This window comes from Streptomyces sp. NPDC088766 (assembly GCF_044750845.1).
Lineage (GTDB): Bacteria > Actinomycetota > Actinomycetes > Streptomycetales > Streptomycetaceae > Streptomyces.
Genome location: NZ_JBIVKQ010000012.1, coordinates 61,837 through 85,967 on the forward strand (window position 1 = coordinate 61,837; position 24,131 = coordinate 85,967).

At 72.2% G+C, this 24,131-nt stretch carries 25 protein-coding genes and 1 pseudogene; 12 read left to right on the forward strand and 14 right to left on the reverse strand.

Annotated features, from left to right (window positions below):
• Nucleotides 1-83: 83 nt before the first annotated feature.
• Nucleotides 84-1,388, reverse strand: coding sequence for a DUF6986 family protein (locus ACIP5W_RS18520; RefSeq protein WP_401474122.1), 1,305 nt, complete (start codon nt 1,386-1,388; stop codon nt 84-86).
• A gap of 185 nt (nt 1,389-1,573) precedes the next feature.
• Between ACIP5W_RS18520 and ACIP5W_RS18525 the strand changes: the two genes are divergently transcribed.
• The gene (locus ACIP5W_RS18525) at nt 1,574-2,503 is read left to right on the forward strand and encodes an endonuclease/exonuclease/phosphatase family protein (RefSeq protein WP_401474125.1); all 930 of its coding nucleotides are present in this window, start codon (nt 1,574-1,576) and stop codon (nt 2,501-2,503) included.
• A 57-nt stretch (nt 2,504-2,560) separates the two neighbouring features.
• Here the strand turns inward: ACIP5W_RS18525 and ACIP5W_RS18530 are convergent, their stop codons facing one another.
• The 4 genes from ACIP5W_RS18530 to ACIP5W_RS18545 form a co-directional block, all read right to left on the reverse strand.
• Nucleotides 2,561-3,523 (reverse strand): electron transfer flavoprotein subunit alpha/FixB family protein, encoded by a 963-nt coding sequence (locus ACIP5W_RS18530; RefSeq protein ID WP_401474128.1) that lies wholly within the window; start codon nt 3,521-3,523, stop codon nt 2,561-2,563.
• 54 nt (nt 3,524-3,577) lie between these two features.
• Entirely contained in the window at nt 3,578-4,366 is a 789-nt protein-coding gene (locus ACIP5W_RS18535) for an electron transfer flavoprotein subunit beta/FixA family protein (RefSeq protein ID WP_401474131.1), read from the reverse strand.
• Nucleotides 4,367-4,584: 218 nt separating this feature from the next.
• The gene (locus ACIP5W_RS18540; protein ID WP_401474134.1) at nt 4,585-5,094 is read right to left on the reverse strand and encodes a flavin reductase family protein; all 510 of its coding nucleotides are present in this window, start codon (nt 5,092-5,094) and stop codon (nt 4,585-4,587) included.
• Between the two features lie 213 nt (nt 5,095-5,307).
• Entirely contained in the window at nt 5,308-5,721 is a 414-nt protein-coding gene (locus ACIP5W_RS18545) for a thioredoxin family protein (RefSeq protein ID WP_366058457.1), read from the reverse strand.
• 75 nt (nt 5,722-5,796) lie between these two features.
• Here ACIP5W_RS18545 and ACIP5W_RS18550 point away from each other — a divergent pair, with 75 nt between their 5' ends.
• Nucleotides 5,797-6,213, forward strand: a complete 417-nt coding sequence (locus tag ACIP5W_RS18550; protein WP_401474137.1) for a DUF4395 domain-containing protein — start codon at nt 5,797-5,799, stop codon at nt 6,211-6,213.
• Nucleotides 6,214-6,404: 191 nt separating this feature from the next.
• Nucleotides 6,405-7,133: a lysophospholipid acyltransferase family protein gene (locus ACIP5W_RS18555; protein WP_392242929.1), complete on the forward strand. Its 729-nt coding sequence runs from the start codon at nt 6,405-6,407 to the stop codon at nt 7,131-7,133.
• A gap of 128 nt (nt 7,134-7,261) precedes the next feature.
• Here ACIP5W_RS18555 and ACIP5W_RS18560 read toward each other — a convergent pair whose 3' ends face one another.
• The 4 genes from ACIP5W_RS18560 to ACIP5W_RS18575 form a co-directional block, all read right to left on the reverse strand.
• Nucleotides 7,262-7,834 (reverse strand): transglutaminase domain-containing protein, encoded by a 573-nt coding sequence (locus ACIP5W_RS18560; RefSeq protein WP_401474140.1) that lies wholly within the window; start codon nt 7,832-7,834, stop codon nt 7,262-7,264.
• 95 nt (nt 7,835-7,929) lie between these two features.
• The gene (locus ACIP5W_RS18565) at nt 7,930-9,000 is read right to left on the reverse strand and encodes a threonine aldolase family protein (protein WP_401474143.1); all 1,071 of its coding nucleotides are present in this window, start codon (nt 8,998-9,000) and stop codon (nt 7,930-7,932) included.
• Nucleotides 8,997-9,743, reverse strand: a complete 747-nt coding sequence (locus ACIP5W_RS18570; protein ID WP_401474448.1) for an SDR family NAD(P)-dependent oxidoreductase — start codon at nt 9,741-9,743, stop codon at nt 8,997-8,999. The genes ACIP5W_RS18565 and ACIP5W_RS18570 overlap by 4 nt, the downstream gene beginning before the upstream one ends.
• A gap of 41 nt (nt 9,744-9,784) precedes the next feature.
• Nucleotides 9,785-11,182, reverse strand: coding sequence for a DUF6421 family protein (locus tag ACIP5W_RS18575; RefSeq protein ID WP_401474146.1), 1,398 nt, complete (start codon nt 11,180-11,182; stop codon nt 9,785-9,787).
• 221 nt (nt 11,183-11,403) lie between these two features.
• Between ACIP5W_RS18575 and ACIP5W_RS18580 the strand changes: the two genes are divergently transcribed.
• Nucleotides 11,404-12,165, forward strand: a complete 762-nt coding sequence (locus ACIP5W_RS18580) for a glycerophosphodiester phosphodiesterase (protein WP_401474149.1) — start codon at nt 11,404-11,406, stop codon at nt 12,163-12,165.
• 137 nt (nt 12,166-12,302) lie between these two features.
• Here the strand turns inward: ACIP5W_RS18580 and ACIP5W_RS18585 are convergent, their stop codons facing one another.
• Nucleotides 12,303-12,842, reverse strand: coding sequence for a GNAT family N-acetyltransferase (locus tag ACIP5W_RS18585; protein ID WP_401474152.1), 540 nt, complete (start codon nt 12,840-12,842; stop codon nt 12,303-12,305).
• Nucleotides 12,843-12,911: 69 nt separating this feature from the next.
• Between ACIP5W_RS18585 and ACIP5W_RS18590 the strand changes: the two genes are divergently transcribed.
• Both ACIP5W_RS18590 and ACIP5W_RS18595 read left to right on the forward strand, forming a co-directional pair.
• Nucleotides 12,912-13,304 (forward strand): VOC family protein, encoded by a 393-nt coding sequence (locus tag ACIP5W_RS18590; RefSeq protein WP_401474155.1) that lies wholly within the window; start codon nt 12,912-12,914, stop codon nt 13,302-13,304.
• Nucleotides 13,305-13,377: 73 nt separating this feature from the next.
• On the forward strand, nt 13,378-14,142 hold the full coding sequence (locus tag ACIP5W_RS18595) for a VOC family protein (protein ID WP_401474158.1): 765 nt from the start codon (nt 13,378-13,380) through the stop codon (nt 14,140-14,142).
• Between the two features lie 120 nt (nt 14,143-14,262).
• Here ACIP5W_RS18595 and ACIP5W_RS18600 read toward each other — a convergent pair whose 3' ends face one another.
• Together ACIP5W_RS18600 and ACIP5W_RS18605 are read right to left on the reverse strand one after the other, a co-directional pair.
• Nucleotides 14,263-14,757: a MarR family winged helix-turn-helix transcriptional regulator gene (locus tag ACIP5W_RS18600; RefSeq protein WP_401474451.1), complete on the reverse strand. Its 495-nt coding sequence runs from the start codon at nt 14,755-14,757 to the stop codon at nt 14,263-14,265.
• A gap of 494 nt (nt 14,758-15,251) precedes the next feature.
• The gene (locus tag ACIP5W_RS18605) at nt 15,252-16,976 is read right to left on the reverse strand and encodes an FUSC family protein (RefSeq protein ID WP_401474161.1); all 1,725 of its coding nucleotides are present in this window, start codon (nt 16,974-16,976) and stop codon (nt 15,252-15,254) included.
• Between the two features lie 170 nt (nt 16,977-17,146).
• On the opposite strand from ACIP5W_RS18605, the gene ACIP5W_RS18610 reads away from it, so the two are divergent.
• The 4 genes and pseudogenes from ACIP5W_RS18610 (at nt 17,147) to ACIP5W_RS18625 (ending at nt 20,270) form a co-directional block, all read left to right on the forward strand.
• On the forward strand, nt 17,147-17,725 hold the full coding sequence (locus ACIP5W_RS18610; RefSeq protein WP_401474454.1) for a DUF5134 domain-containing protein: 579 nt from the start codon (nt 17,147-17,149) through the stop codon (nt 17,723-17,725).
• 153 nt (nt 17,726-17,878) lie between these two features.
• Nucleotides 17,879-18,814: a M56 family metallopeptidase gene (locus tag ACIP5W_RS18615; RefSeq protein WP_401474164.1), complete on the forward strand. Its 936-nt coding sequence runs from the start codon at nt 17,879-17,881 to the stop codon at nt 18,812-18,814.
• A gap of 58 nt (nt 18,815-18,872) precedes the next feature.
• Nucleotides 18,873-19,544, forward strand: coding sequence for a phosphatase PAP2 family protein (locus ACIP5W_RS18620; RefSeq protein ID WP_401474167.1), 672 nt, complete (start codon nt 18,873-18,875; stop codon nt 19,542-19,544).
• Nucleotides 19,545-19,577: 33 nt separating this feature from the next.
• Nucleotides 19,578-20,270 (forward strand): annotated as a pseudogene (locus tag ACIP5W_RS18625) (HAD family hydrolase).
• Between the two features lie 124 nt (nt 20,271-20,394).
• Here the strand turns inward: ACIP5W_RS18625 and ACIP5W_RS18630 are convergent.
• Complete coding sequence (locus ACIP5W_RS18630; RefSeq protein WP_401474170.1) at nt 20,395-20,655, reverse strand: DUF2630 family protein; 261 nt, start codon at nt 20,653-20,655, stop codon at nt 20,395-20,397.
• A gap of 337 nt (nt 20,656-20,992) precedes the next feature.
• On the opposite strand from ACIP5W_RS18630, the gene ACIP5W_RS18635 reads away from it, so the two are divergent.
• Nucleotides 20,993-21,757: a TetR/AcrR family transcriptional regulator gene (locus tag ACIP5W_RS18635; RefSeq protein ID WP_401474172.1), complete on the forward strand. Its 765-nt coding sequence runs from the start codon at nt 20,993-20,995 to the stop codon at nt 21,755-21,757.
• Here ACIP5W_RS18635 and ACIP5W_RS18640 read toward each other — a convergent pair.
• Nucleotides 21,745-23,247, reverse strand: a complete 1,503-nt coding sequence (locus ACIP5W_RS18640; protein WP_401474175.1) for an LVIVD repeat-containing protein — start codon at nt 23,245-23,247, stop codon at nt 21,745-21,747. The two genes, ACIP5W_RS18635 and ACIP5W_RS18640, sit on opposite strands and share 13 nt — an antisense overlap.
• Nucleotides 23,248-23,447: 200 nt before the next feature.
• Between ACIP5W_RS18640 and ACIP5W_RS18645 the strand changes: the two genes are divergently transcribed.
• Entirely contained in the window at nt 23,448-24,092 is a 645-nt protein-coding gene (locus ACIP5W_RS18645) for a DUF305 domain-containing protein (RefSeq protein ID WP_401474177.1), read from the forward strand.
• Nucleotides 24,093-24,131 lie beyond the last annotated feature (39 nt).

Here is a 24,131-nt window from a genome sequence, read left to right on the forward strand (position 1 = left end):
CACGGTCAGGACCTGAAGTCCTGCGGCCGGCCGGGGCACCCCTCCCCGGCCGGCCGTACCGCCCGCCCACTCGCTCGCCGCGGCTACTGCCCGGATGCCGTCAGGCCGCCCCGGCGCGGTGCCGCGAAGCCCTCCAGGGCGGTCCGTGTCAGCCCGGTGGCGGCGGTCACCTCGGCCGCATCGAGGGCGCCGCAGTCCAGACCGCGCAGGAGATGGCCGCTGAGGGCCTTGGCGGTCGCCGGCTCGTCCATCACATCGCCGCCGGTCCGGCCGGCGTACCGGGAGAGGCGCTCGGCGGCCTGCGCGAAGCCCTCGCGGTAGAAGGCGAAGACGGCCGCGTAGCGGGTCGGGAGGTGGCCGGGGTGCATGTCCCAGCCCTGGTAGTAGGCGCGGACCAGCGCGCGGCGGGTGAGGCCGTAGTGCAGGCGCCAGGCGTCGTGGACCTGGGCGGTGGGGCCCACCGGCAGGACGTTGGTGGACCCGTCGCAGACGCGTACGCCGGTGCCGGCGGCGGCGACCTGCATGACGGCCTTGGCATGGTCGGCGGCGGGATGGTCGGCGGCCTGGTGGGCGGCGGACACGCCGAGGCAGGCGCTGTAGTCGAAGGTGCCGTAGTGCAGTCCGGTGGCGCGCCCCTCGGCGGCCTGGATCATCCGGGCGACGGTGGCGGTGCCGTCGGCGGCGAGGACGGCCTGGCTGGTCTCGATCTGGATCTCGAAGCCGAGTCGGCCGGGGGTGAGCCCGCGCGCCCTCTCGAAGGCCTCCAGGAGCCGGACCATCGCGGTGACCTGCTCGGCGTAGGTCACCTTCGGCAGGGTCAGCACCAGCCCGTCGGGCAGGCCGCCCGCGTCCATCAGGCCGGTGAGGAAGATGTCCAGGGTGCGGATGCCCCGGTCGCGGACGCCGGCCTCCATGCACTTCATGCGGATGCCCGTCCAGGGGGCCGCCGTGCCCTTGGCGTACGCCTCGGCGATCAGCCGGGCGGCGCGGGCGGCCGCCTCGTCCTCCTCGGCGTCGGGGCGGGGTCCGTACCCGTCCTCGAAGTCGACGCGCAGGTCCTCGATCGGCTCACGCTCCAGCTTGGCGCGCACACGCGTGTACACGGGCTCGGCGAGTTCGCCGGGAAGGCCGAGGACGGCGGCGAGGGACGCGGCGTCGGGGGCGTGCTCGTCGAGGGCGGCGAGGGCGCGGTCGCCCCAGGAGCGGACGGTGTCGGCGGCGAAGGCGTCGCCGGGGACGTAGACGGTGTGGACGGGCTGGCGGGTGCCGGGGTCTCCGGGGTAGCGGCGTTCGAGTTCGGCGTCGACCGGGGCGAGGGAGGCGCCGATCTCCTCGCCGACGGCACCCGCGAGGCTCGTCGCCACGGTCTCCTGCTGGCCCTGGCCCATTCCCGCACCCTCCTGTTTTCCGCTGTACGGAATCAACAATCCGTTGAAGGAAGCTAACCGTGGGGCTTCCCCGGGGTCAACACCCTGTCCACGCCCTGGCACCTGTGCCCCCTTCCGCGGCGAGGCCCTCTTCCGTCCGCCCGTTCGTGCACTCACCCTGGCGTGAGGGCGGAAAGGGGGGCCACTTGGCGGACAACGCAGGACTCACGCGGCGTACGGGGCTGCGGACGGTGCTGGCCGCCGCCGTCGGCGTTCCCCTGATCGGGGCGGTCCGGGCCTCCTCGGCCGACCGGGCCCCCTCGGCCGGCACGACGTCGCTCAGGAGGGCCGCCGCCGTCCCGCGCCTGGAGGTCATGACCTTCAATCTCCGGTTCCCCAGCACCGAGGAACCCCACAGCTGGGCGGCCCGCCGTCCGGCGATGCGCGCCCTGCTGCGTGCGGCGGCACCCCATGTCATCGGCACCCAGGAGGGCGAACCACCCCAACTGCGGGACATCGAGGCCGACCTGGGACCCCACTACGACTGGATCGGCACCGGCCGAGGCGGCGGCGACGAGGAGTCGATGGCCGTCTTCTACGACACCCGGCGGCTCGCCCCGGTCGAGCACGCCCACTTCTGGCTCTCCGACACCCCGGCGGTGCGCGGCTCCAACACCTGGGGCGGAGCACATCCCCGGATGGTCACCTGGGTCCGTTTCCGTGACCTGAAGGCGTCCGGGCGCCAGTTCCGCCTCGTCAACACCCACCTCGACAACGCGGGTCAGTACGCCCGTGAACGTGCCGCCGCGATGATCGCCGAACGCCTCGCCGCGTTCGGTCCCGGCCTGCCCGTGCTGGTCACCGGCGACTTCAACGCCGCCGCCCGGCGCAGCGCGGTCCACGACACGCTGCTGGCCGCCGGTCTGGTCGACACCTGGGACACGGCGAGGTGGCGCGGTGCCGCGTACGGGACGTTCCACGCGTACCGGGGGCCGCAGCCGGGCGGGGACCGCATCGACTGGATCCTGGCGACGCCGGACGTCCCGGTCCACCGGACGTGGGCGGACACCTTCTCGCTCGACGGCCGGTACCCGAGCGATCACCTGCCGGTGTGCGCCTCGGTGTCCCTGGGATGAGCCGAGGCCCCCGCGACCGGTCCGGTCGTGAGGGCCTCGCACAGCGGCGGCCGGGGATCAGCCCTTGCGGGTGTTGATCTCCTCGGTGAGCTGGGGGACGACGTCGAAGAGGTCGCCGACGACGCCGTAGTCGACCAGGTCGAAGATCGGGGCCTCGGCGTCCTTGTTGACGGCCACGATCGTCTTGGAGGTCTGCATGCCGGCGCGGTGCTGGATCGCGCCGGAGATGCCGTTGGCGATGTACAGCTGCGGCGACACACTCTTGCCGGTCTGGCCGACCTGGTTGGTGTGCGGGTACCAGCCGGCGTCCACCGCCGCGCGCGAGGCGCCGACGGCCGCGCCGAGGGAGTCGGCGAGGGCCTCGATGAGTCCGAAGTTCTCGGCGCCGTTGACGCCGCGGCCGCCGGATACCACGATCGCGGCCTCGGTCAGCTCCGGGCGGCCCGTCGACTCGCGCGGGGTGCGCGCGATGACCTTGGTGCCGGTCGCGGCGGCGGAGAAGGTCACCGCGAGGGCCTCGACGGCGCCGGCGGCCGGAGCGGCCTCGACGGCGGCGCTGTTGGGCTTGACGGTGATGACCGGGGTGCCCTTGACGACCCGGGAGGTGGTCGTGAAGGACGCGGCGAACACCGACTGGGTGGCCACCGGGCCCTCCTCGCCGGCCTGCAGGTCGACGGCGTCGGTGATGATGCCGGAGGCGGTGCGCAGCGCCAGGCGGGCGGCGATCTCCTTGCCCTCCGCGGAGGACGACAGCAGCACCGCGGCCGGGGACACCGCCTCGACGGCGGCCTGGAGCGCGTCGACCTTCGGTACGACCAGGTAGTCGGCGTACTCCGGCGCGTCGTGGGTCAGGACCTTGACCGCGCCGTGCTCGGCGAGCACGGCGGCGGTCTTCTCGGCGCCCGCGCCCAGGGCGACGGCGACCGGCTCGCCGATCCGGCGGGCCAGGGTCAAAAGCTCCAGGGTGGGCTTGCGGACGGCACCGTCCACGTGGTCGACGTAGACGAGGACTTCAGCCATGGGAATGCTCTCCTGCGAAACGAAGGTGAAGGGGCGGTCGGCGACTGCGGGGCCTTAGATGAACTTCTGGCCCGCGAGGAAGGCGGCGAGCTGCTTGCCGCCCTCGCCCTCGTCCTTGACGATCGTGCCGGCGGTGCGGGCCGGACGCGCGGCCGCGGACTCGACCCTGGTCCAGGCGCCCTCCAGGCCGACCTCGTCGGCCTCGATGTCGAGGTCGGACAGGTCCCAGGACTGAACCGGCTTCTTCTTGGCGGCCATGATGCCCTTGAAGGACGGGTACCGGGCCTCGCCGGACTGATCGGTGACCGACACCACGGCCGGCAGGGAGGCCTCGAGCTGCTCGGAGGCGGTGTCGCCGTCACGGCGGCCCCTGACGGTGCCGCCCTCGACCGAGACCTCGGACAGCAGGGAGACCTGCGGCACGCCCAGGCGCTCGGCCACCAGGGCCGGGACGACGCCCATGGTGCCGTCGGTGGAGGCCATGCCGGAGACGACCAGGTCGTAGCCGGCCTTCTCGATCGCCCTGGCCAGCACCAGCGAGGTGCCGATGGCGTCGGTGCCGTGCAGGTCGTCGTCCTCGACGTGGATCGCCTTGTCCGCACCCATGGACAGGGCCTTGCGCAGCGCGTCCTTGGCGTCCTCGGGGCCCACCGTCAGGACAGTGACCTCGACGTCGTCGTCGGAGTTCTCGGAGATCTGCAGCGCCTGCTCGACGGCGTACTCGTCGAGCTCGGAGAGCAGACCGTCCACGTCGTCCCGGTCGACGGTCAGGTCATCGGCGAAGTGCCGGTCGCCAGTGGCGTCGGGCACGTACTTCACAGTGACAACGATCCTCAAGCTCACGCCGGCTCTCCTACTGCATCGTCAGTTCTGGCTGCCTTCTTTCAGGCAGCATAGGCGCCACAAGCGGCCGATCCCGATCGGGGCGGCCTGCGTCCCCGAACGAAATATTACTCACCAGTACACCCAGTTCCTGCCCGCTAAGCAAGCGCTTTGAACTGTGACCTCCGCAACGCAGCGTAATCGGAACCGGACGGCTCCGCGGGAGCGCCCGAAGGTGATCAGTCCCGCAGAGCCGTGAAGCGCCCCTGGTGGTAGAGCAACGGGCGGCCCGCGCCGGCGGGATCGCCCAGGACGACCTCGGCGAGGACGATCCGGTGATCGCCGGCGGGCACGCGCGCGACGACCCGGCACACCAGCCAGGCCAGCACGTCGTCGAGGACGGGAACGCCCTCGGGGCCCTCGCGCCAGGACGTCGGCGCGCCGAACCGGTCCGCGCCGCTGCGCGCGAAGGTGGCGGCCAGTTCGCGCTGGTGCTCGCCGAGTATGTGCACGCCGACATGGCCGGCTTCCGAGATCGCCGGCCAGCTGGAGGCGCCGGTGCCGATACCGAAGGACAGCATCGGCGGCTCGGCGGAGACGGAGGTGAGAGAGGTGGCGGTGAAGCCGACCGGTCCGGTCTCGCCCGGCGCCGTGATCACGGCCACACCGGCCGCGTGGCGGCGGAAGACGGAGCGCAGCAGGTCGGGGGAGGCGAGCCGGGGGGTGCGGAGATCGGGCGTGGCCGTCATGGAGTCGTCCTGGTCCTTCTGCCGGAGGTGAGGTGCGGATGCGTGGCTGCTCAACGGCCCGGACAGCGCGCGCTCGCGGTGCGGACGAGGTCGACGTGCACTCGTCCGTGGAGAAGGAGTTCCTCAGGCATACGGTCAGGCTGACGATAGGTGGCGCGTGCAGTCAAGTACGTCCCGGCATCCGGGAGCGGGCTCACAGCCGGCCGCACGCACTCACACCGCCTCGCCCAGGGCCGCGATGACGTCGGCCTTGCGGGGCTGTCCGCTGGCGCGGCGCACGACGTGGCCGTCGGCGTCCAGCACCAGTACGGTCGGGGTCTTGAGCACGGCGAGTTCCCGGACGAGGTCGAGATGCGCCTCGGCGTCGATCTCGATGTGGGTCACCCCGGGGACCAGGTCCGCCACCTCGCCCAGGATCCGGCGGGTCGCCCGGCAGGGGGCGCAGAAGGCGCTGGAGAACTGCACGAGCGTGGCCCGCTCACCGAGTTCGCCGCCCAGCCGGTCCGCCCCGAGCCGTTGTCCTTCGTCGCGCCCGCGCACGCGCACCCTCCCGCTCCGCCGCCGGTGCAGCACTCCGTAGGCGCTCGCCGCGGCGAGCACCGCCACACACACCATGAGTCCGGTCATCATCCGCACAAGCATTCATCAGACTGCAAAGATTCCCGCCTCCCCCCTCCCCCGTCGTTGCGGAATGCTTGATTCATGGACATAGATGCGAGAGGGCCGCGGTTCGGGGCGGCCGTCACGACCGTCGTGCTGGCGGTCGTACTGATCACCCGGAGCCCCTGGCTGCTGGCCTGGCAGACGCTGGCGTTCGCGCTCGGGGCGGCCGGCGGGGTCGGGCGTTCGCCGTACGGCTGGGCCTTCCGGGTGGCGGTCCGTCCGAAGCTGGGGCCGCCCACCGCCTTCGAGGCGCCGCAGCCACCGCGGTTCGCGCAGGCCGTGGGACTGGTCTTCGCGGGCCTGGGTCTGATCGGTTTCGCGCTCGGCCCGGAGTGGCTCGGACTGGCCGCGACGGGGGCGGCGCTCGCGGCGGCGTTCCTCAATGCCGCTTTCGGGTACTGCCTGGGTTGCGAGATGTACCTGCTCGTGCGGCGGGTCACGGTACGGGCGGAGTAAAGAAGATCTAAAAGCCCGAGGTGGACCACGGGGGGCGGACGTGACGAGAATCTCGCGGCCGACGGGCACCAGGACTGGCTACCCGGCCGTTCTTCGGGCACGATCTGCGAGATGCCGTAAACCTACGGCTGCGTAACTTTGCCGCCGGGGAGCCGCTCCCGGGCAGAGATCAGGAAGGGTTCGCGCCGCCCATGGCAGAGCTTGTCTACCGTCCCGTCGTCGGACTCGCCCAGACGCTGTTCAAGGTCTGGGATCTCAAGATCGACTGCAAGGGGTCGGAGAACATCCCGCGCTCGGGCGGAGCCGTGCTGGTGAGCAACCACATCAGCTACCTCGACTTCATCTTCAACGGTCTCGCGGCGCTCCCGCAGAAACGCCTCGTCCGCTTCATGGCGAAGGAGTCCGTCTTCCGCCACAAGGTCTCGGGCCCGCTGATGCGCGGTATGAAGCACATCCCGGTGGACCGCGAGCAGGGGGAGGCGGCCTACGCGCACGCCCTGGACTCGCTGCGCTCCGGCGAGATCGTCGGCGTCTTCCCCGAGGCCACCATCTCGGAGTCGTTCACGCTCAAGTCCTTCAAGTCGGGGGCCGCGCGGCTGGCCCAGGAGGCGGGCGTGCCCCTGGTGCCGATGGCCGTGTGGGGGACGCAGCGGCTGTGGACCAAGGGCCACCCGCGCAACTTCAAGCGCAGCCACACCCCGATCACCATGCGGGTCGGCGAGGCCCTGGAGGCGTCCCGCGACAAGTACGCGGGCGCCCTCACCCGGCAGCTGCGCGAGCGCGTCCAGGAGCTGCTGGAGGCCGCCCAGCGCGCCTACCCGGTCCGCCCCAAGGACGCGAGCGACACCTGGTGGATGCCGGCCCATCTGGGCGGTACGGCGCCGACCCCGGAGCAGGTCCGCGCGGCCGAGACCCGCTGACTCCCGCCCTCCCGCCGGAGACGACGACGGCGAGGACCGTCGGCCGCCGGACGCCGTCGCCCACCCCTCCCCGGCACACGCGCCGGGGAGGTCGGCGACCGCGACCTGCCGGGTGTGCGGCGGAGGTGTCACAGCGAGGTGGGGAGCGTCCTCCAGAGGTGGGGACGGTCGGGGGCCGCCTGGAGCGCGCGCAGGACGGGCGGGGGCGGGGCGGCGTACAGGACGGGGTGGTCGCGCTCACCGGCGGCGGTGTCGGGACGGAAGGCCAGCCGTTCGCCGTCCAGGGAGAACCGGGCGTCCACTCCGGGTCTGTTGCCGCGGGGGTCCTGGCGGTGCCAGGCGCCGTTGAAGCGGACGGCGACCAGTCCGTGGACCACGTCGAACGTCTGGTAGCACAGGGCGGTCGGGATGTCCTCGGCACGCAGCAGCGCGGCCAGCGCGTGGGCCTTGGCATAGCAGATGCCCGTGCGCAGCTCCAGCACGTCGGAGGCGCGCCAGGTGACCCGGAGATCACCGAAGTCCTGGGAGTGGGGGATGGTGTCCCGCACGAATTCGAAGGCCAGCCGCGCATAGGCATACGAGTCGTCCGCATCCTCGGCCAGCCACGCGGCGGTGTCCCGCACCAGGGGGTGGTGGTGGTCGATGACCTCGTCGGCGGCCAAGTAAGCGGACAGGTCGGGGTTCTCCTGGATCAGCTGCATGCCGGGAGAGCATAGGAACGCGATCACCCGAACGTCAATTATTTTCCAGGTGACCGCATACCTATGCGTCATGTGTGATCGCTGCCCAGCTCGCCCTATCGGGCCGTCTCCTCCTTGAGCGCCGCCAGGAACGCGTCGACGTCCTCCTCCGTCGTGTCGAAGGAGCACATCCAGCGCACCACGCCGGCCGGCTCGTCCCAGAAATAGAAGCGGAACCGCTTCTGGAGACGCTCGCTCACGTCGTTCGGCAGCCTGGCGAAGACGCCGTTGGCCTGGACGGGGTAAAGGATCTCCACCCCGTCCACCGCGCGCACGCCCTCGGCCAGCCGCTGCGCCATCTCGTTGGCGTGCCGCGCGTTGCGCAGCCAGAGGTCCTTGGCCAGCAGGGCCTCCAACTGCACCGACACGAACCGCATCTTGGAGGCGAGCTGCATGGACAGCTTGCGCAGGTGCTTCATGTGGGAGACGGCGTCCTGGTTGAGCACCACGACCGCCTCGCCGAACAGCGCGCCGTTCTTCGTCCCGCCGAGCGAGAGGATGTCGACGCCGACCGCGTTGGTGAACGTGCGCATCGGCACGTCCAGGGAGGCGGCCGCGTTGGCGATGCGGGAGCCGTCCAGGTGCACCTTCATGCCGTGCGCGTGGGCGTGCTCGCAGATCGCGCGGATCTCGGCGGGCGTGTACAGGGTGCCCAGCTCCGTGCTCTGGGTGATCGAGACGACCTGCGGCATCGCCCGGTGCTCGTCCTCCCAGCCGAACGCCTGCCGGTCGATCAGCTCGGGGGTGAGCTTGCCGTCCGGCGTCGCGACGGTGAGCAGCTTCAGGCCGCCCATGCGCTCCGGTGCGCCGCCCTCGTCCACGTTGATGTGAGCGCTCTCGGCACAGATCACCGCCCCCCAGCGGTCGGTGACGGCCTGGAGCGCGACGACGTTGGCGCCGGTGCCGTTGAAGACCGGGAACGCCTCCGCCGTCGGACCGAAGTGGCTGCGGACGATCCGCTGGAGGTTCTCGGTGTAGTCGTCCTCGCCGTAGGCGACCTGATGGCCGCCGTTGGCCAGGGCCAGGGCGGCCATCACCTCCGGGTGGGCCCCGGCGTAGTTGTCGCTGGCGAAACCGCGGACCTCCGGGTCGTGATGACGACGCGCGTCGGTCCTGGGTGGGTTCACGGCTTCTCGGTGAGCCACAGACGGTGTCCGTTCACTTCGGCGGCGGGCTTCTCCCAGACGCCGGCGATGGCCTCGGCCAGGTCCTTGACATCGGTGAAGCCCGCGAACTTCGCGTTGGGCCGCTCGGCGCGCATCGCGTCGTGCACCAGCGCCTTCACCACCAGGATCGCAGCCGCGGAGGTCGGCCCGTCGGGCCCCCCCGCCTTGCGGAAGTAGTCGGCCATCGACAGCGTCCACGCCTCGGCGGCGGCCTTGCCGGCGGCGTACGCGGCGTTGCCCGCGGTGGGCTTGCTGGCTCCCGCGGCACTGATCAGGACGTACCGGCCGCGGTCGCTGCGCTGGAGCGCCTCGTGGAAGGCCAGCGACGTGTGCTGCACGGTGCGGATCAGCAGCAGTTCCAGGAAGTCCCAGTCGTCGAGGCTGGTCTTGGTGAAGGTCTCGCTGCCGCGCCAGCCGCCGACGAGGTGCACGAGACCGTCCACCCGGCCGAGGTCCTTCTCGATCCGGGCGGCCCAGTCCTGGGTGGACTTCAGGTCGAGCAGGTCGACCGGTTCGCCCATGACGGTCGCGCCGCCGGACGCGTAGCTCGCCGCGTCGACGGCCTCCGCGAGCCGCTCCGGGTCGTTGTCCGCGCCCACCACGGTCGCGCCCGCCTCGGCGAGCCTGATCAGCGCCGCCCGGCCGGCGGGTCCGCCCGCGCCGGCCACCGCGATCACCGCACCGCTGAGAGCCCCGTTCCCCATGGTCTTCGCCTCCTGAGCAGTGTTCTCGGTACGCAGGTCGCTCACGCGGCGATCCGCTCGGCGGCGTCCGCCGTGATGCCCCGGGTGGAGGCGATCACGTTCTTCAGCTTCTTGGACAGCGCCTCATAGAACATGCTCAGCGGAAACTCGTCCGGAAGCACGTCGTCGACGAGCTTGCGGGGCGGCTGGGTCAGGTCCAGGGCGTCCGGCCCCTTGGCCCACCTGGAGCCGGGGTGCGGGGCGAGGTAGGTGGAGACCAGCTCGTAACCGGCGAACCAGTGGACGAGCTTGGGCCGGTCGATGCCGTCGCGGTAGAGCTTCTCGATCTCGGCGCACAGCTCGTTGGTGACCTGCGGGGCGCGCTGCCAGTCGATGTGCAGCTTGTTGTCGGTCCAGCGGACGACGTCGTGCTTGTGCAGGTAGGCGAAGAGGAGCTGGCCGCCGAGGCCGTCGTAGTTGCGCACCCGCTCGCCGGTGACCGGGAAGCGGAACATGCGGTCGAAGAGGACCGCGTACTGCACGTCACGGGCCTGCGGAACGCCGTCGGCCTCCAGCTTCACGGCCTCCTTGAAGGCGGTGAGGTCGCAGCGCAGCTCCTCCAGGCCGTACATCCAGAACGGCTGGCGCTGCTTGATCATGAAGGGGTCGAAGGGCAGGTCGCCGTGGCTGTGGGTGCGGTCGTGGACCATGTCCCACAGGACGAAGGCCTCCTCGCAGCGCTTCTGGTCGTGGACCATGGCGGCGATGTCCTCGGGCAGTTCCAGGCCCAGGACGCCGACCGCGGCGTCGGTGACACGACGGAAGCGGGCGGCCTCGCGGTCGCAGAAGATGCCTCCCCAGGAGAAACGTTCCGGCGCTTCGCGGACGGCGATGGTCTCCGGGAAGAGCACGGCCGAGTTGGTGTCGTAGCCGGCCGTGAAGTCCTCGAAGGTGATGCCGCAGAACAGCGGGTTGTCGTAACGGGTGCGCTCCAGCTCGGCCAGCCAGTCCGGCCAGACCATGCGCAGCACGACCGCCTCGAGGTTGCGGTCCGGGTTGCCGTTCTGCGTGTACATCGCGAAGACGACCAGGTGCTGGAGGCCGTCCGCACGGTTGGCGGCGGGCTGGAAGGCCAGCAGCGAGTCCAGGAAGTCCGGCACCTCGAAGCCGCCTTCGGCCCACCGGCGCAGGTCCTTCACCAGGGCGCGGTGGTAGTCGGCGTCGTGCGGGAGCAGCGGCGACAGCTCCTCGACCGCGGCGACCACACGCTGCACGGCCTGCTCGGCGTCGGCGCGCCCGGGGGCACCCTCGGCCGCGAAGTCGATCGATCCGTCCTTCGCCTGCCAGGGCCTGATCCGCTCCACGGCATCCTTGAGCACGGGCCAGGCCGGGTGCTCCACCACCCTGGCCACGGGGGGAACCCGCCCCTCCGAACCCACCTGCACAAGAATTTCCGTCATGTCCCATCCTCCACGGAGAACCTCACGTATGGACACCGTACGCATAAGAGGTTTCTTCCAGCAAGATGACCTTCGGGAAATTATCCTGCTCACCGCCATGGTCACCGCGTTTTTTCCTGTACGTCATCGGGCGGTCGGAGGCTTTCGGCGCGGGCCGCCGGGTAGGGGTTCCCGGGGTGCGCGCCGACCGCACCGGTCCGTCCAGGAAAGCGAGTCGTGACGTGAACGTCCCCACCATCGGCCACCGCGGAGTCATGGGCGTCGAGCCCGAGAACACCCTCAGGTCGTTCGTCGCCGCCGAGCGGGCCGGTCTGGACGCGGTCGAGCTGGATCTGCACCTGAGCAAGGACGGCGCGCTCGTGGTCATGCACGACGCCGATGTCGACCGCACCACGGACGGCAGCGGGCCGGTCGCCGACCACACCCTCGCGGAACTGCGCGCCCTGGACGCCGGACTCGGCGAACGGGTGCCGGTCTTCGAGGAGGTCCTGGCGGCGGTGTCGGTACCGCTCCAGGCCGAGATCAAGGATGTGCAGGCGGCGCGGGCGCTGGCCGAGGTGATGCGGGAGCGGGACCTGGTGGAGCGGGTGGAGGTGTCCTCGTTCCACGACGAGGCCGTCGCCGAGATCGCCCGGCTGGTTCCCGGCGTGCGCACCGCGCTCATCGACAGCCTCCACCCCGTCCGGGCCGACCCGAGCGGGCAGGCCCTCCACGGCCCCGGCATCGCGGAACGCGCGGTGGCCGCCGGCGCCGCCACCGTGTGCCTGAAGCTGCGGCGGCTCACCCTGGAGATCGTCGAGGAGGTCCGCGGGCACGACCTGCGGATCATCGGCTGGGTGGTCAACACCCCGGACCAGCTGCGCCTGGCACGGGCCTTCGGACTGGACGGCGTGACCACGGACCGGCCGGAGATCGCCGACGCCGGTCGGCTCGCGGGCAAGGACTCCGGCCGGCCCGGCAGCGGGGACACCGGCCGGCCGTAGCTCAGGCACCGACGGCCGGGCCGTGAGGGACGGGGACACCTGCGTCTGCGTCGCGGGAGCGGGGACATCGGCGGACCGCTGTTCGGGAACACCGGCCGGCCGGGGGTCGGGCACACCGCCGTTTCACGGCGTGAGGCTCAGCCGAGGGGCTTGACCAGCAGCTCGAACTGGAGGTCGTCGCGCTGCGGGACGCCGAAGCGCTCGTCGCCGTAGGGGAACGGCGTCATCCGGCCGGTACGGCGGTAGCCGCGCCGCTCGTACCAGGCGATGAGGTCGTCGCGCACCGAGATCACCGTCATGTGCATCTCGGTGACGCCCCATTCGGCGCGGGCCCGGCGCTCGGCCTCCTCCAGCACCGTCCGGCCGAGACCGCCGCCCTGGATGGTGGGGCTGACCGCGAACATGCCGAAGTAGGCGTACTCGCCGCGGTGTTCGAGCTGGCAGCAGGCGACGATCCGGCCCTCCCGCTCCACCGTGAGCACCCGGGAGTCGGGCGACTCGATGATCTCCCGGACGCCTTCGGGGTCGGTGCGCTGCCCTTGCAGGATGTCCGCCTCCGTGGTCCAGCCGGCCCGGCTGGAGTCCCCGCGGTAGGCCGACTCGACGAGCGCGACCAGCGCGTCCACGTCGGCGTCGGCGGCGTCACGGAAGCTGACATCGGTGGCGGTGGTGTCCATGCGGGGTTCTCCGGATCTGTGGCGCGGCTGGGCACCGCCGAGCCTAACCGTCGCCTACGCTCCGGATGCATGGTGCATGTACTCGGCAGTCGAATCCTGCTCCGCCCCACCGATCCCGAGCGCTCCCGCGCCTTCTACGGGGAACAGCTGGGCCTCGCCGTGTACCGCGAGTTCGGTACGGGCCCGGAACGGGGCACCGTCTACTTCCTCGGCGGCGGGTTCCTGGAGGTCTCGGGGCGGGCTCAGACCCCGCCGGACCCCGCCGTACGGCTGTGGATGCAGGTCCCCGACGCGGCGGCGGCCCACGAGGAGCTGACGGACGCGGGGGTGGAGATCGTCCGGCCGCCGGTGAGGGAGCCGTGGGGTCTGGTCGAGATGTGGATCGCCGACCCGGACGGGACGCCGATCGTGCTGGTGGAGGTGCCGGCGGACCATCCGCTGCGGTACCGGCCGGGCATCTGACCTCAGCGGATGCCGGGGAGCGGACCCGGGTCTAGCGTGCTGAGGGGGTGCTCCCTCTGCCGGAAGGAACGTCATGAAGCTCGACGTGCCCGTGCCCGGTGGGCCCTGCTGGGCCGAGCTGGGCACCGACGACCTGGCGGCCGCCCAGCGGTTCTACACGGAGTTGTTCGGCTGGCGGTGCGAGACCGACCCGAGGGAGGAGGCGGGCGGCTACACCGTCGCGCACCTCGGGAAGGCCGACGTCGCCGCGCTCAGCCCTCTGTACCAGAAGAGCCAGCCGGTGGCCTGGAACGTGTCCTTCGGGGTCTCGGACGCCGACGTCACCGCGCGGATGATCGAGGAGGCCGGGGGCAAGGTGCTGGTCGGCCCGATGGACGTGTTCGACATGGGCCGTTTCGTCGTCGCCCTCGACCCCGGCGGGGCCGCCTTCCAGCTGTGGCAGGCGCAGGCCTTCCCGGGGGCCGGCCTGTTCAACGCGCCCGGCTCGCTGGGCTGGGTGGAGCTGCTGACCCGCGACACCGCACGGGCGGAGGCGTTCTACACCACCGTGTTCGGATGGACCGTGGCCACCTCCGAGTACTACACGCGGTGGGGTGTCGGCGGCGTCGACTTCGGCGGCATGATCGCGATGGACGACAAGTTCCCGCCCGAGGTGGCGCCGCACTGGCTGCCGTACTTCGCGGTGGCCGACGTGGACGCCGCGGCCTCGACGGCCGGACGTGCGGACGGCACGGCACTGATGGCGCCGGCCTCGGTGGCGGACGGCCCGCGGATCGCGGTGCTGCGGGACCCGCGGGGAGCGTTGTTCGGCGTGTACCGGGCCGGCGACGAGCCCTGAGCCCGGCACGCCGCAGCGGGGTGTTCTCGGCGTCGGCTTGGACGTCGGCTTGGGCGTCGGCGTCGGCTTGGACGTCGACCTGGGCCTCGGCGTCGGCGTCGGCTTCGGCTTCGGCTTCGATCAGATCCGCAGCGCCTGCATGTGACCCTCCAGTCGGCTGAGCAACTCCCCCAGCAGGCCGGCGAGTTCGTCCTGCCGGTCGGTGTCAAGGGCGGACAGTACGGCACTCTCGTAGGCGAGTTGCTCGGGCATGATGCCGTCGACCAGCGCGCGGCCGGCCTCGGTGAGGCGGAGGTGGGCGACGCGGCGGTCCCGGGCGTCCCCGCGGCGTTCCACCAGACCCCGTTCGGTCAGGTGCTTGACGCGTTTGGTGACGGCGGCTCCGGAGGAGAACGTCTCCCGGACGAGTTCGCCGGGGGTCAGTTCGTGGTCGGTACGGCGCAGCGCGCCGAGCAGATCGAACTCCGCGCGGGTGAGCCCGGCACGCCGCAGCGGGGCGTCCTCGGCCTGCTGGAGGAGCGCGGCACAGCGGTTGACCCGCCCGATGATCTCCATGGGTCCGGTGTCCAGCTCGGGCCGCACGGCCCGCCACTGCCGCACCACGGAGGCGACGATGTCACCACGGGCCGCGGCCCCGCGAGGGGCGGCGGCCGGCTGGGCGGGGTCTCTTCGGGAGGCGGGGCGGCTCCGCGTGACGTCGGGCCCGGCGGATCCGGTTTCCGCGGCGCCGTCCCCGACGGCCCGGTCCCCGACGGCGCCGAGCCCGGCCGGCCGGTCACGGGCTGCGTCGTCGTGCGGTCCCGGCGTCGTCCCGTCCCGGCCGGCGGACCGCCGGGGGGCCGCGTCGTCCCCGACGTCGGGCTGCCGCCGGGCACCGGTCCCCGGACCGGCGGCGGGCCGCCGCGCGCCTGCCCGGGCCGGCGGCTCCCGCACGTCGGCGCCCTCACCGGCCGGCTCCCCCCGAGCGGCACCGGCCCCGGCGGGACCGGCGGGACGCCGTCGGGTCGCACCGGCACGGCCCCCGCCGGCCGGCCGGCCCCGTGTCCCGCCGTTCCCGCCGGTCGGCCCACCCGCGTCGTCCCCGTCCACAGGCTGTCCCTGCGTCGCCGTCATGGCCGTACGTCCTCCGGTCTCGCCTCGTTGTGCCCGGTCAGGTGGAGTCCCTGGCGCCGGACCGTCGCGGCGAGCGTACGGTGTCCGTTCTGCTCGGCTGCGACGACCCGCTCCTGCGGCAGGGCGCGCTGCCACCACTCGCCGCTCGCGGCGTCGGCGGTGGCGCGCAGATCGACCAGTGCGGCGGCGAGGCCACGGCGGGCGGACTCCAGCGCCGCCGGGGCGGGGTCCGGCCGGGCGAGGAGGCGGGCGGCGGTGTCACGGGCGCGCTCGGCGACCGCGAGGGCGTGTTCGAGGCGGTCGCCGGAGCGGCGGTTGGTGACGGCGACGGCGGCGACGAAGCCGACCAGCGCGCCGACGAGGGTGTCCACGACCCGTTCGGCGATCAGCGTGCCCGCGTCCTCGTACCGGGCGAACTCGGTGATGAGCAGTGCCATCGGGGTCACGCAGACGCTGCCGAGCCAGTAGTTGCGGCTGATCAGCGCCTCCGCGCCGAAGTTCAGGGCGAGGCAGGTGAGGACCAGGGCGGCCTGGTGGAGGTGGGCGAGCGGGACGATCGCGGCGAAGGCGAGGACGCCGACGAGGTTGCCGACGACGCGCTGGACGCCGCGGCTCCAGGTGAGGGTGACGTTGGCCTGGTAGAGGGAGGCGGCGGTGACCAGGGCCCAGTAGGGCCGGCCGACACCGAGTGCGAGGGAGGCGTAGCCGGCCAGGGCGCAGCCGAGGGCGGTGCGGACGGCGAGCGGGGAGAGGGGACCGAGACACCGCCACAACGGCGTTCGCGGTGCGGCCGGCCGGCTGTCCACTCCGAGGAACTCGTCGTCGTCCACCAGGTCGCCGGGGCGCGGGACGGCCCCCGTGCCGCGCAGTGCGCGGGCCCAGTCGCGCAGTCGTACCGGGTCGGTGTCGGCGGGCGCGGCGAGGGCCACCTCGGCGCGGACCACGAGCCGCTCCAGCGCGCGTCCGGTGTCCCCGTCGCGGGCCGACAGCAGCGTCTGCCACGCGGCGTGCACGGCGGCGGCCGCGGTGGCTCGGGTACGGGCGTGCCCCTCGCCGGTGCCGCGCGTGGCGGCGTACGCGGCGGCGGCGTTCAGTGCCTGCGCGGTGGCACGGCGCTCCGGGCCGTGCGGACGCAGCAGGCCCGGCGCCATGCCGACGGTCCAGGACCAGGCGCCCGCGACGAGCGCGAGACCCAGGTGGCCGGGGATCTGGCCGGCGGTCTGCGGCGCGAACAGCGCGGCGGAGCTGATGAAGGTGAGGATGACGTTGCCGGGGGGCCCGATCCGGGTGGCGTCGCAGAGTGTCTTCTGCGCGGCGGCGAGGAGGGCGCCGACGGTGACGAGGACGACGGCGTCGGTGGTGAGGGCGGCCGCGAGCAGCGCGACGGCGAGCCCGCCCGTCATGCCCAGCACCACCAGGGCCAGGACGCGGGCGCGGGCGGCGTAGGGGCGGTTGTGGGCGTACAGCGCGCACAGGGACCCGGCCATGGTGTACATCGCCAGGTCGAGGCGGCCGAGGGCGAGCAGGATCAGGTTGGGCGGGGCGACGGCGGCGACGACGCTGAACGCGGGCTTGAACCAGATGTCGGAAGGGCGTCCGAGTCTCAGCACCCCGGCCAGCGGGAGACGGACACGGGGGCCGCCCCGGTGGCGGGGACGGAGGGCGGGACGGGGGTGGTCGCCGGGTCGCTGGGGGGTCGTGCTGCTCGAACTCACTCTCATCAATTTAGCAGGTGTTTTACTTGTAAACGATATGCCGTGACACCGTCGGGGCACCTCTCTCACCCGCTGTGCTCCGTCGAATGCTCCCCGTGTACATCCTTGCGCTCGCGTGCGCACCGCGTGCCGCGGGCATCGCCTCCCTGGACCGTCCGTCGAGCGGGGAGGTACGCGTGCACGGACCGGCATCGCCCGGCTGGCTGCTGGTCGCCGTGTGCGCGGCCACCGGCGCCTACTGCCTGCTGCGGATGCGGAGCAGCGACGAGACCCAGCGCCGGGCCGCGGGCGACGAGGCACTGATGGGTTTCGGGATGGCCGTGATGGCCGTGCCGGGCACCGCGTTCACCCCACCGGCATGGGTCTGGCCGGTGTACGCGACGGTCTTCGGCGGGGCCGCACTGCGGGCCCTGTGGGCGGCCCGGACGGGCTCGCACCATCTGCACCACCTGGTCGGCGCCGCGGCCATGGTCTACATGGCGGCCGCGATGGCGGCGTCCCCCGCGGCAGGCCACGGGCACGGCGGCACCGGGGTGCCCGCGCTCACTGGCGGCCTGCTGGTCTACTTCGCGGCGTACGTCCTCGTCTCCGGAGTACGGCTGCTGCCGGCGGCCGGGGTGCCGGGCAGCGCCGGCACGGTCGCGGGGAGCGCAGCCGCGGGGCGTGCCGTGGCGTGGGGCGACCGGCCCGAGCTGGCACGCGCCTGCCGGCTGTCGATGGGGATCGGGATGCTGGCCATGCTGCCGGCCTTCTGAGGCGCCGGCCCTGCGGAGCGGGAGACCGCGGGCTGGGACACCGGAAGCTGAGGCACTGTGGGTTGGGACACCGCGGGCTGAGGCACCGTGGTCTGCGTCACTTGCCGACCGAGCCGTACCTCTGAGCGGCACGGCGCTCATAGGGTGCTCACCATGATGGTCCCCGCGGTGCTGCTGCTGCTCGGTGCGCTGACCGCCGTCGTCGCTCCGCGGCTGCTCGCGCGAGCGGACTGGCCGGACCGTGAGCCGGTGGTCGCGCTGTGGGTCTGGCAGTGCGTGGTGGCGGCGGTGCTGATGTGCTGCGCGCTGGCGATGACGCTGAGCGCCGCAGCCGCCTGGCAGGCGGTGCGCGGGCACGTCTTCGCGCCGGCCCCGCGCGCGGTCGTGGAGGCGTACGCCCTGAACGCGGCCGGTCCCTGGGCGGCGACGACCGCGGTGGCCCTGGCGGGTGCCGGGCTGTGGAGCGGGGCGATGCTGGTCCGCGAGATCGCCGCGGCGCGCACCAGACTGCGTCACCAGCGCCACGAACTGAGCCTGCGGGCGCCCCTGTTGCCGGGCGAGGAGCCCGCGGCCGGGCGGCTCGTGGTGCTGGAGGGTGAGCGGTCGGAAGCCTGGTGGCTGCCCGGCGGGACACCCCGGCTGGTCGTCACGACGGCCGCGCTGCGCCGCCTGAAGGGGCGTCGGCTGGACGCGGTCCTCGCGCACGAGCAGGGACACGTCCGGGCTCGGCACGACTGGCTGCTGCGCTGCTCGGCCGCGCTGGCCGCCGGTTTCCCGCAGGTGCCGGTGTTCGCCGCGTTCCGTGCCGAGATGCACCGGCTGGTGGAGCTGGCCGCCGACGACACGGCCTCCCGCCGCTTCGGCAGGCTGACGACCGCGCTCGCGCTGGTGGAGCTGAACGAGGACCGAGGCGTGTTCGGACCCGCCCCCGGCCCGCAGGCCCACGTCCCGCAGCGGGTGCACCGGCTGCTGACGGCCCCGGGCCGCCTCACCGCGGCCCGCCGGCTGCGACTGACGGCCGCGGCCTCGCTGGCCCCGGTGCTTCCGGTCCTGGTGACGCTGGTGCCGGCGCTGCGGGCACTCGGCTGAGGCAGCCCGGCCGACGGGTGGTTGGCTTGGCACCCCGCAGTTCGGCAAGGATCACTTCATGCACCGCCGATCCGTCGACTCCCCGTCCGCCCCGTCGCCGTACCGCACCGCGGTCCGTACGGCGATCGCCCTGGGCCTGTGCTCGCTCGTGCTGCTGATCCTGGTGGCCACCCGATGGCATCCCCTGATCTCCGCCGACGGAGACATCTCGCGCACGACCCACCGCTGGGCGGTCGCCGACCCCGACGTCACCCATGCCGGCCGTATCCTGACGGACTGGGTCTGGGACCCGCTGACGATGCGACTGCTGTGCGCGGCGGTGGCCGTGTGGCTGGTGTGGCGCCGCTCGGCGTGGTGGACGGCGGTGTGGCTGATCACGGTGTCGGCGGTCGGCACCGCTCTCCAGCAGGGCCTCAAGGCCGCGGTCGACCGTAAACGCCCGGTCTGGACCGACCCCGTCGACTCCGCCCACTACGCGGCCTACCCCTCCGGCCACGCCCTCACGGCCACCGTCGTCCTGGGTCTCCTCCTGTGGCTCCTGCACCGCCACGGCGCGGGCCCCGTCCTGTGGCGTACGGCGGTGGCGGTGGCCGTCGTCTCGGTGGTGGGCGTCGGACTGACCCGCGTCTGGCTGGGGGTCCACTGGCCCACGGACGTCCTCGGCGGCTGGCTCATGGGTGCAGCACTGGTGTGCCTGGCGATCGCGGCGCACGTGAGGTGGCGGCCATGAGCACGCCCCGGCTCCGCCACCGGAGATCAGCGCATGACCTCCACCGTGCTGTTCGACTTCTCCGGCACCCTCTTCCGCATCGAGTCCGCCGAGTCGTGGCTGCGGGCCGTGCTCGACGCGGCCGGTGCCGAACTGCCCGAGGGGGAACTGCGGGAAACGGCCCGGGCGCTGGAGGCGGCCGGTGCGCTGCCCGGCGGAGCCTTTCCGGTGCGGGTACCGGAGGAGCTGGCGGACCTGTGACAGGTACGCGACGAGAGTGCGGAGCTGCACCGGGCCGCCTGCACCGGGCTCTCCCGTCAGGTGCTGCTGCCCGACCCGGCCCTGCACGACGCGCTGTACGACCGGCACATGCGGCCGGCCGCCCGGGCGCCGTACCCGGACGCCCCGCACGTGCTGAGCACCCTGCGCGAGCGCGAGGTGCGGGTGGGTGTGGTGAGCAACATCGGGTGGGACCTGCGGCCGGTGTTCCGTGAGCACGGCCTCGACGCCTGTGTCGACGCCTATGTGCTGTCGTACGAGCACGGGGTGCAGAAGCCGGACCCGCGCCTGTCCGCGACGGCGTGCGAGGCGCTCGGCGCCGATCCGCGCGCAACGCTGATGGCCGGCGACAGCCGGCCGGCCGACGGCGGGGCCGCGGCGCTCGGCTGCTCGGTGTACCTCGTCGACCATCTGCCGGCCGCCGAACGGCCGGACGGCCTGCGGCCGGTAATGGACCTGGTGGGGTGAAACCCCCGCCGATCACCATGCCGCAGGCCACATGCCGCATGCCGCCGACTGACTACCGGCTACGCATACCGCATAACGCCCACCGACCACCGACCACCGACCACCGACCACGGTGCGTGGCAGGTCAGCCCCGGTAGCCCTCCACCTGCGACGAGGACCGCACCCGCGCCTCGTCCGGGTTCTCCCCGAACTCGGCCTTGGCGCGGCGTTGGCGCAGCAGGTCCCAGCACTGGTCGAGGGCGCGTTCCAGTTCGTTGAGCCGCTGGTGTTCGGTGGCGTCGTCGATCCGGCCGGCCGCCAGGTCCTCCCGCAGCCTGCGCTCGTCCTCGACCATCGTCGTGATCCGGGTGAGGATCTCCCGGTCCTGTCCGCTGTCGGCTGCCATGGCGTTGCGCCCTCTCCTCGGCTCGGCACTGCCGCCCACTGTAGGGACGGCCGGGGCGTGAGGCGACCGATGAGGCAGAGGGGTGCGCGGAGAGTACAGAACCGAGACCCGGAGCCGGAGGAACACGGAGCGGAGTGACGGCAGATGTGGAGGGGGAACCGAGGACCGAGACCCGCGAAAAGATGCCTCAGGAAACCATCGGGCGAAAAGTGCGCCCGCTCTGGACGATCCCCCGCGTCGCCCAGAGCAGGCGGCTCCCGGTACGCCTCAGCAACGGAGCCGACCGGGCTGCGTTGAGTATAGTTGGCTGGCAGCCAGTCAACGCAGGAGTTACAGGATGTCCCCGCGCAGCGCCTCGGTCAATGAAGAATTGCGTCGGCGTTCCCGGGAACGGCTCCTCCAGGCCGCCGTCGAGCTGGTCAGCGAGCGCGGGTACGAGGCGACGACGCTCGGCGACATCGCGGACCGGGCGGGATCGGCCCGCGGTCTGGTGTCCTACTACTTCCCGGGCAAGCGCCAGCTGGTGCAGTCGGCCGTGCACCGGCTGATGCACCGCACGCTGGAGGAGGCGCTGGAGCGCGAGCCGCGCGTCGAGGACGGCCGGGAGCGGATGGCGCGGGCCGTCGACGCGATCCTGGGGCTGGCCCGGGACCGGACGGTGCTGATGCGCCAGCACATGGCGGGACTGCTCCAGGCGGAGGGGTTCGTGCAGTGCCCCGAGCAACGGCGGTTGGCCGAACTGCTGCGGGACACGGTGGCCCGGCACGGCTCGCCGGACGTCGACGCCGATTACCCGATGCTGCGCTCCCTGCTAATGGGCGCGGTCTACGCCATGGTCCTGCCGAACGCGGGGATGCCCCTGACGCCGCTGCGGGCCGAACTGTTCACGCGGTACCGGCTGGACTGGGCCCAGGGGGTCCCGCCGGACACCGAGGCGCCCGGCGGGACGTGTGACACCGATTTCTCACGCTTCTTCGCGACGGACCGGCCGACCGCGTCCGGTCCGGGGCCCGGGAACCGGACGGGGCCTGCGGATCGGACGGGGCCTGCGGATCGGACGGAGCCCGGGGACGGGCCGAGAGCCGTGGATCAGTCGAAGTAGTCCGGCTGCGTCTGGACGTTCAGCTCACGCAGTCGCACATGCTTCGCCGGGTCCGTGCGCCGGTCGTTGATCTTCAGCACGTCGAAGCCCTTGGCGATGTCGTTCGAGTAGATGTAGCCGTTGTAGTAGTACGCCGACCAGGGGCCGGCGGTCGTCAGCCGCTCGGTGTTGACCGGGCCGCGCTCGAAGTAGGCGATCTCCTTCGGGTGGGCGGAGTCGGTGAAGTCCCAGACGGAGACGCCGCCCTGGTACCAGGCCTGGACCATGATGTCCTTGCCCTCGACCGGGATCAGCGAGCCGTTGTGCGCGACGCAGACCTCGGTGGGGGCCTGGGGACGGTCGATCTTGAAGTAGCTGCGGAAGACGAGCTTGCGCTTGTCACCCCTGCCGACGATGTCGTAGATGCCGTCGGCGCCCTTGTCCGGGCCGATCTCCGCGGTGCAGGTGGCAGCGCCGCCGCCGCCCAGCTCGTCGGTGAAGACGACCTTGTTCGCCTTCTGGTTGAAGGTCGCCGAGTGCCAGAACGCGAAGTTCACGTTGTCCTGGACCTGGTCGATGATCTTCGGGTTCTCCGGGTCCTTGATCGAGAACAGGATGCCGTCGCCCATGCAGGCGCCCGCCGCCAGGTCCTTCTCCGGCAGCACGGTGATGTCGTGGCATCCGGTCGTCTTGGAGACACCGGGGTTGGTGGGCCCGCCCGGGTTGCCGCCGCCGTCCGGCCCCTCCCCCGGGAACAGCACCGGGAAGTTCACGATCGCGGCCTTCTCCGGCGCCTTGCGCGGCACCTTGATGATCGAGATGCCGTCGTGCGGGGGCTGGCAGTCGGGGTAGGCCGCGTTGGGCGAGTACGACGAGACGTAGACGTAGACGTTCCTGCGCTCGGGCACCAGCGTGTGGGTGTGCGAACCGCAGGCGGTCTCGACGGCGGCGACGTACTTCGGGTTCGCCTTGTCGCTGATGTCGAAGACCTTCATGCCCTCCCACGAGGACTTCTCGGTCGCGGGCTGCGTGGTGCTGTTGCAACTGCTGTCGCTGCGCGAGGAGTCGGTGGACAGGAACAGCAGGTCGCCGGAGACGGAGATGTCGTTCTGCGAGCCGGGGCACAGCACCTGGGAGACCGTCTTCGGGGCCTTCGGGTTGCTGATGTCGAAGATGCGGAAGCCGTCGTAGTTGCCGGAGAAGGCGTACTTGCCCTGGAAGGCCAGGTCCGTATTGGTGCCGGGCAGCAGGTCCTTGGGGATGTTGGCGAGATGCTCGATGTTGGCGGAGTGGACGATCTCGTCCTGGCCGGGTATCTCGCCGTCGGCGATCGCCTCGGCCACGTCGGCCTGTGCCTTCCGGGACACTTCGCGCTCCACGGCCGGGCCGTCCCCCGGATCGGGGGTCGCGGCGGCCGGCACCGCCGAGAGCAGCGTGGCCAGGAGTCCGGCACAGGCCGCGACAACTCCCAGTCGTCTGTGCCGCGTTCGGGATTCGTTCAACAGGGTCACTGCGTCCTCCCTAGTCGCCGTTCGCAGGGAACGGTTCACGGTCCCCCGAAGTATCGTCTTCATCATGCACAGATCAACAGTCGGCAACGCACTTGTCATGAATGTTTTCGATCAGTGAGGCGCAGACTCGTACCAGGACGGTCCAGGATCGTCCGCTCACCCATGGCCGGTTCTGAACTCGCCAGCACCTGGAGGTCGTTGTGCCCGTCCGCCGTGCGCCCCTTGCCGCCGCCGCGCTGTTCGCCCTGGTCCTGACGGGCTGCGACGCCGGGTCGGACTCCGAGTCGGGCGCGGCCGCCGGGCCGTCGGTGATCGTGCCGGGGAAGCCGGGAGAGGCCAACCGGACACTCTCCGCCCAGGACGCGGCGGAGCAGCGCGTCGACGACGACACCCCCAACAGCGCGGACATCGACTTCGCCCGGATGATGATCGAGCACCACCGCCAGGCCCTGGAGATGACCGGACTCGCCCCGGAACAGGGCGAGTCGGCGAAGGTCAAGGCGCTCGCCTCCCGGATCACCGCCGCACAGGGCCCGGAGATCGAGGCCATGGAGAGCTGGCTGGCGACCTACGACAAGGACGGCAGCGGCGGCGCGGGTGGCGGACACGAGCACGCCGCGATGCCCGGGATGGCGACCGAGGCGCAGTTGAAGAAGCTGCGGGCGGCGAGCGGCAAGGCCTTCGACCAGCTCTTCCTGACCTTGATGATCACTCACCACGAGGGGGCCGTCACCATGGCCGCGGACGTCAAGGCGCAGGGGAACAACGTACGGATCGAGGAGATGGCCGACGACGTCGTCGCGGAGCAGACGACGGAGATCACGCGGATGCGCGCGATGCTCTGACGCACCCCCCTGGGCAACTCCTGCCGCACGGTGCGCCGG

What these genes read in the sequence shown, in the direction of transcription:
- ACIP5W_RS18520 (WP_401474122.1), bottom strand. Translation starts at nt 1,388, where the DNA reads ATGGGCCAGGGCCAGCAGGAGACCGTGGCGACGAGCCTCGCGGGTGCC.
- ACIP5W_RS18530 (WP_401474128.1), bottom strand. Translation starts at nt 3,523, where the DNA reads ATGGCTGAAGTCCTCGTCTACGTCGACCACGTGGACGGTGCCGTCCGC.
- ACIP5W_RS18540 (WP_401474134.1), bottom strand. Translation starts at nt 5,094, where the DNA reads ATGACGGCCACGCCCGATCTCCGCACCCCCCGGCTCGCCTCCCCCGAC.
- ACIP5W_RS18545 (WP_366058457.1), bottom strand. Translation starts at nt 5,721, where the DNA reads ATGACCGGACTCATGGTGTGTGTGGCGGTGCTCGCCGCGGCGAGCGCC.
- ACIP5W_RS18550 (WP_401474137.1), top strand. Translation starts at nt 5,797, where the DNA reads ATGGACATAGATGCGAGAGGGCCGCGGTTCGGGGCGGCCGTCACGACC.
- ACIP5W_RS18555 (WP_392242929.1), top strand. Translation starts at nt 6,405, where the DNA reads ATGGCAGAGCTTGTCTACCGTCCCGTCGTCGGACTCGCCCAGACGCTG.
- ACIP5W_RS18560 (WP_401474140.1), bottom strand. Translation starts at nt 7,834, where the DNA reads ATGCAGCTGATCCAGGAGAACCCCGACCTGTCCGCTTACTTGGCCGCC.
- ACIP5W_RS18570 (WP_401474448.1), bottom strand. Translation starts at nt 9,743, where the DNA reads ATGGGGAACGGGGCTCTCAGCGGTGCGGTGATCGCGGTGGCCGGCGCG.
- ACIP5W_RS18575 (WP_401474146.1), bottom strand. Translation starts at nt 11,182, where the DNA reads ATGACGGAAATTCTTGTGCAGGTGGGTTCGGAGGGGCGGGTTCCCCCC.
- ACIP5W_RS18585 (WP_401474152.1), bottom strand. Translation starts at nt 12,842, where the DNA reads ATGGACACCACCGCCACCGATGTCAGCTTCCGTGACGCCGCCGACGCC.
- ACIP5W_RS18590 (WP_401474155.1), top strand. Translation starts at nt 12,912, where the DNA reads ATGGTGCATGTACTCGGCAGTCGAATCCTGCTCCGCCCCACCGATCCC.
- ACIP5W_RS18595 (WP_401474158.1), top strand. Translation starts at nt 13,378, where the DNA reads ATGAAGCTCGACGTGCCCGTGCCCGGTGGGCCCTGCTGGGCCGAGCTG.
- ACIP5W_RS18605 (WP_401474161.1), bottom strand. Translation starts at nt 16,976, where the DNA reads ATGAGAGTGAGTTCGAGCAGCACGACCCCCCAGCGACCCGGCGACCAC.
- ACIP5W_RS18615 (WP_401474164.1), top strand. Translation starts at nt 17,879, where the DNA reads ATGATGGTCCCCGCGGTGCTGCTGCTGCTCGGTGCGCTGACCGCCGTC.
- ACIP5W_RS18620 (WP_401474167.1), top strand. Translation starts at nt 18,873, where the DNA reads ATGCACCGCCGATCCGTCGACTCCCCGTCCGCCCCGTCGCCGTACCGC.
- ACIP5W_RS18630 (WP_401474170.1), bottom strand. Translation starts at nt 20,655, where the DNA reads ATGGCAGCCGACAGCGGACAGGACCGGGAGATCCTCACCCGGATCACG.
- ACIP5W_RS18635 (WP_401474172.1), top strand. Translation starts at nt 20,993, where the DNA reads ATGTCCCCGCGCAGCGCCTCGGTCAATGAAGAATTGCGTCGGCGTTCC.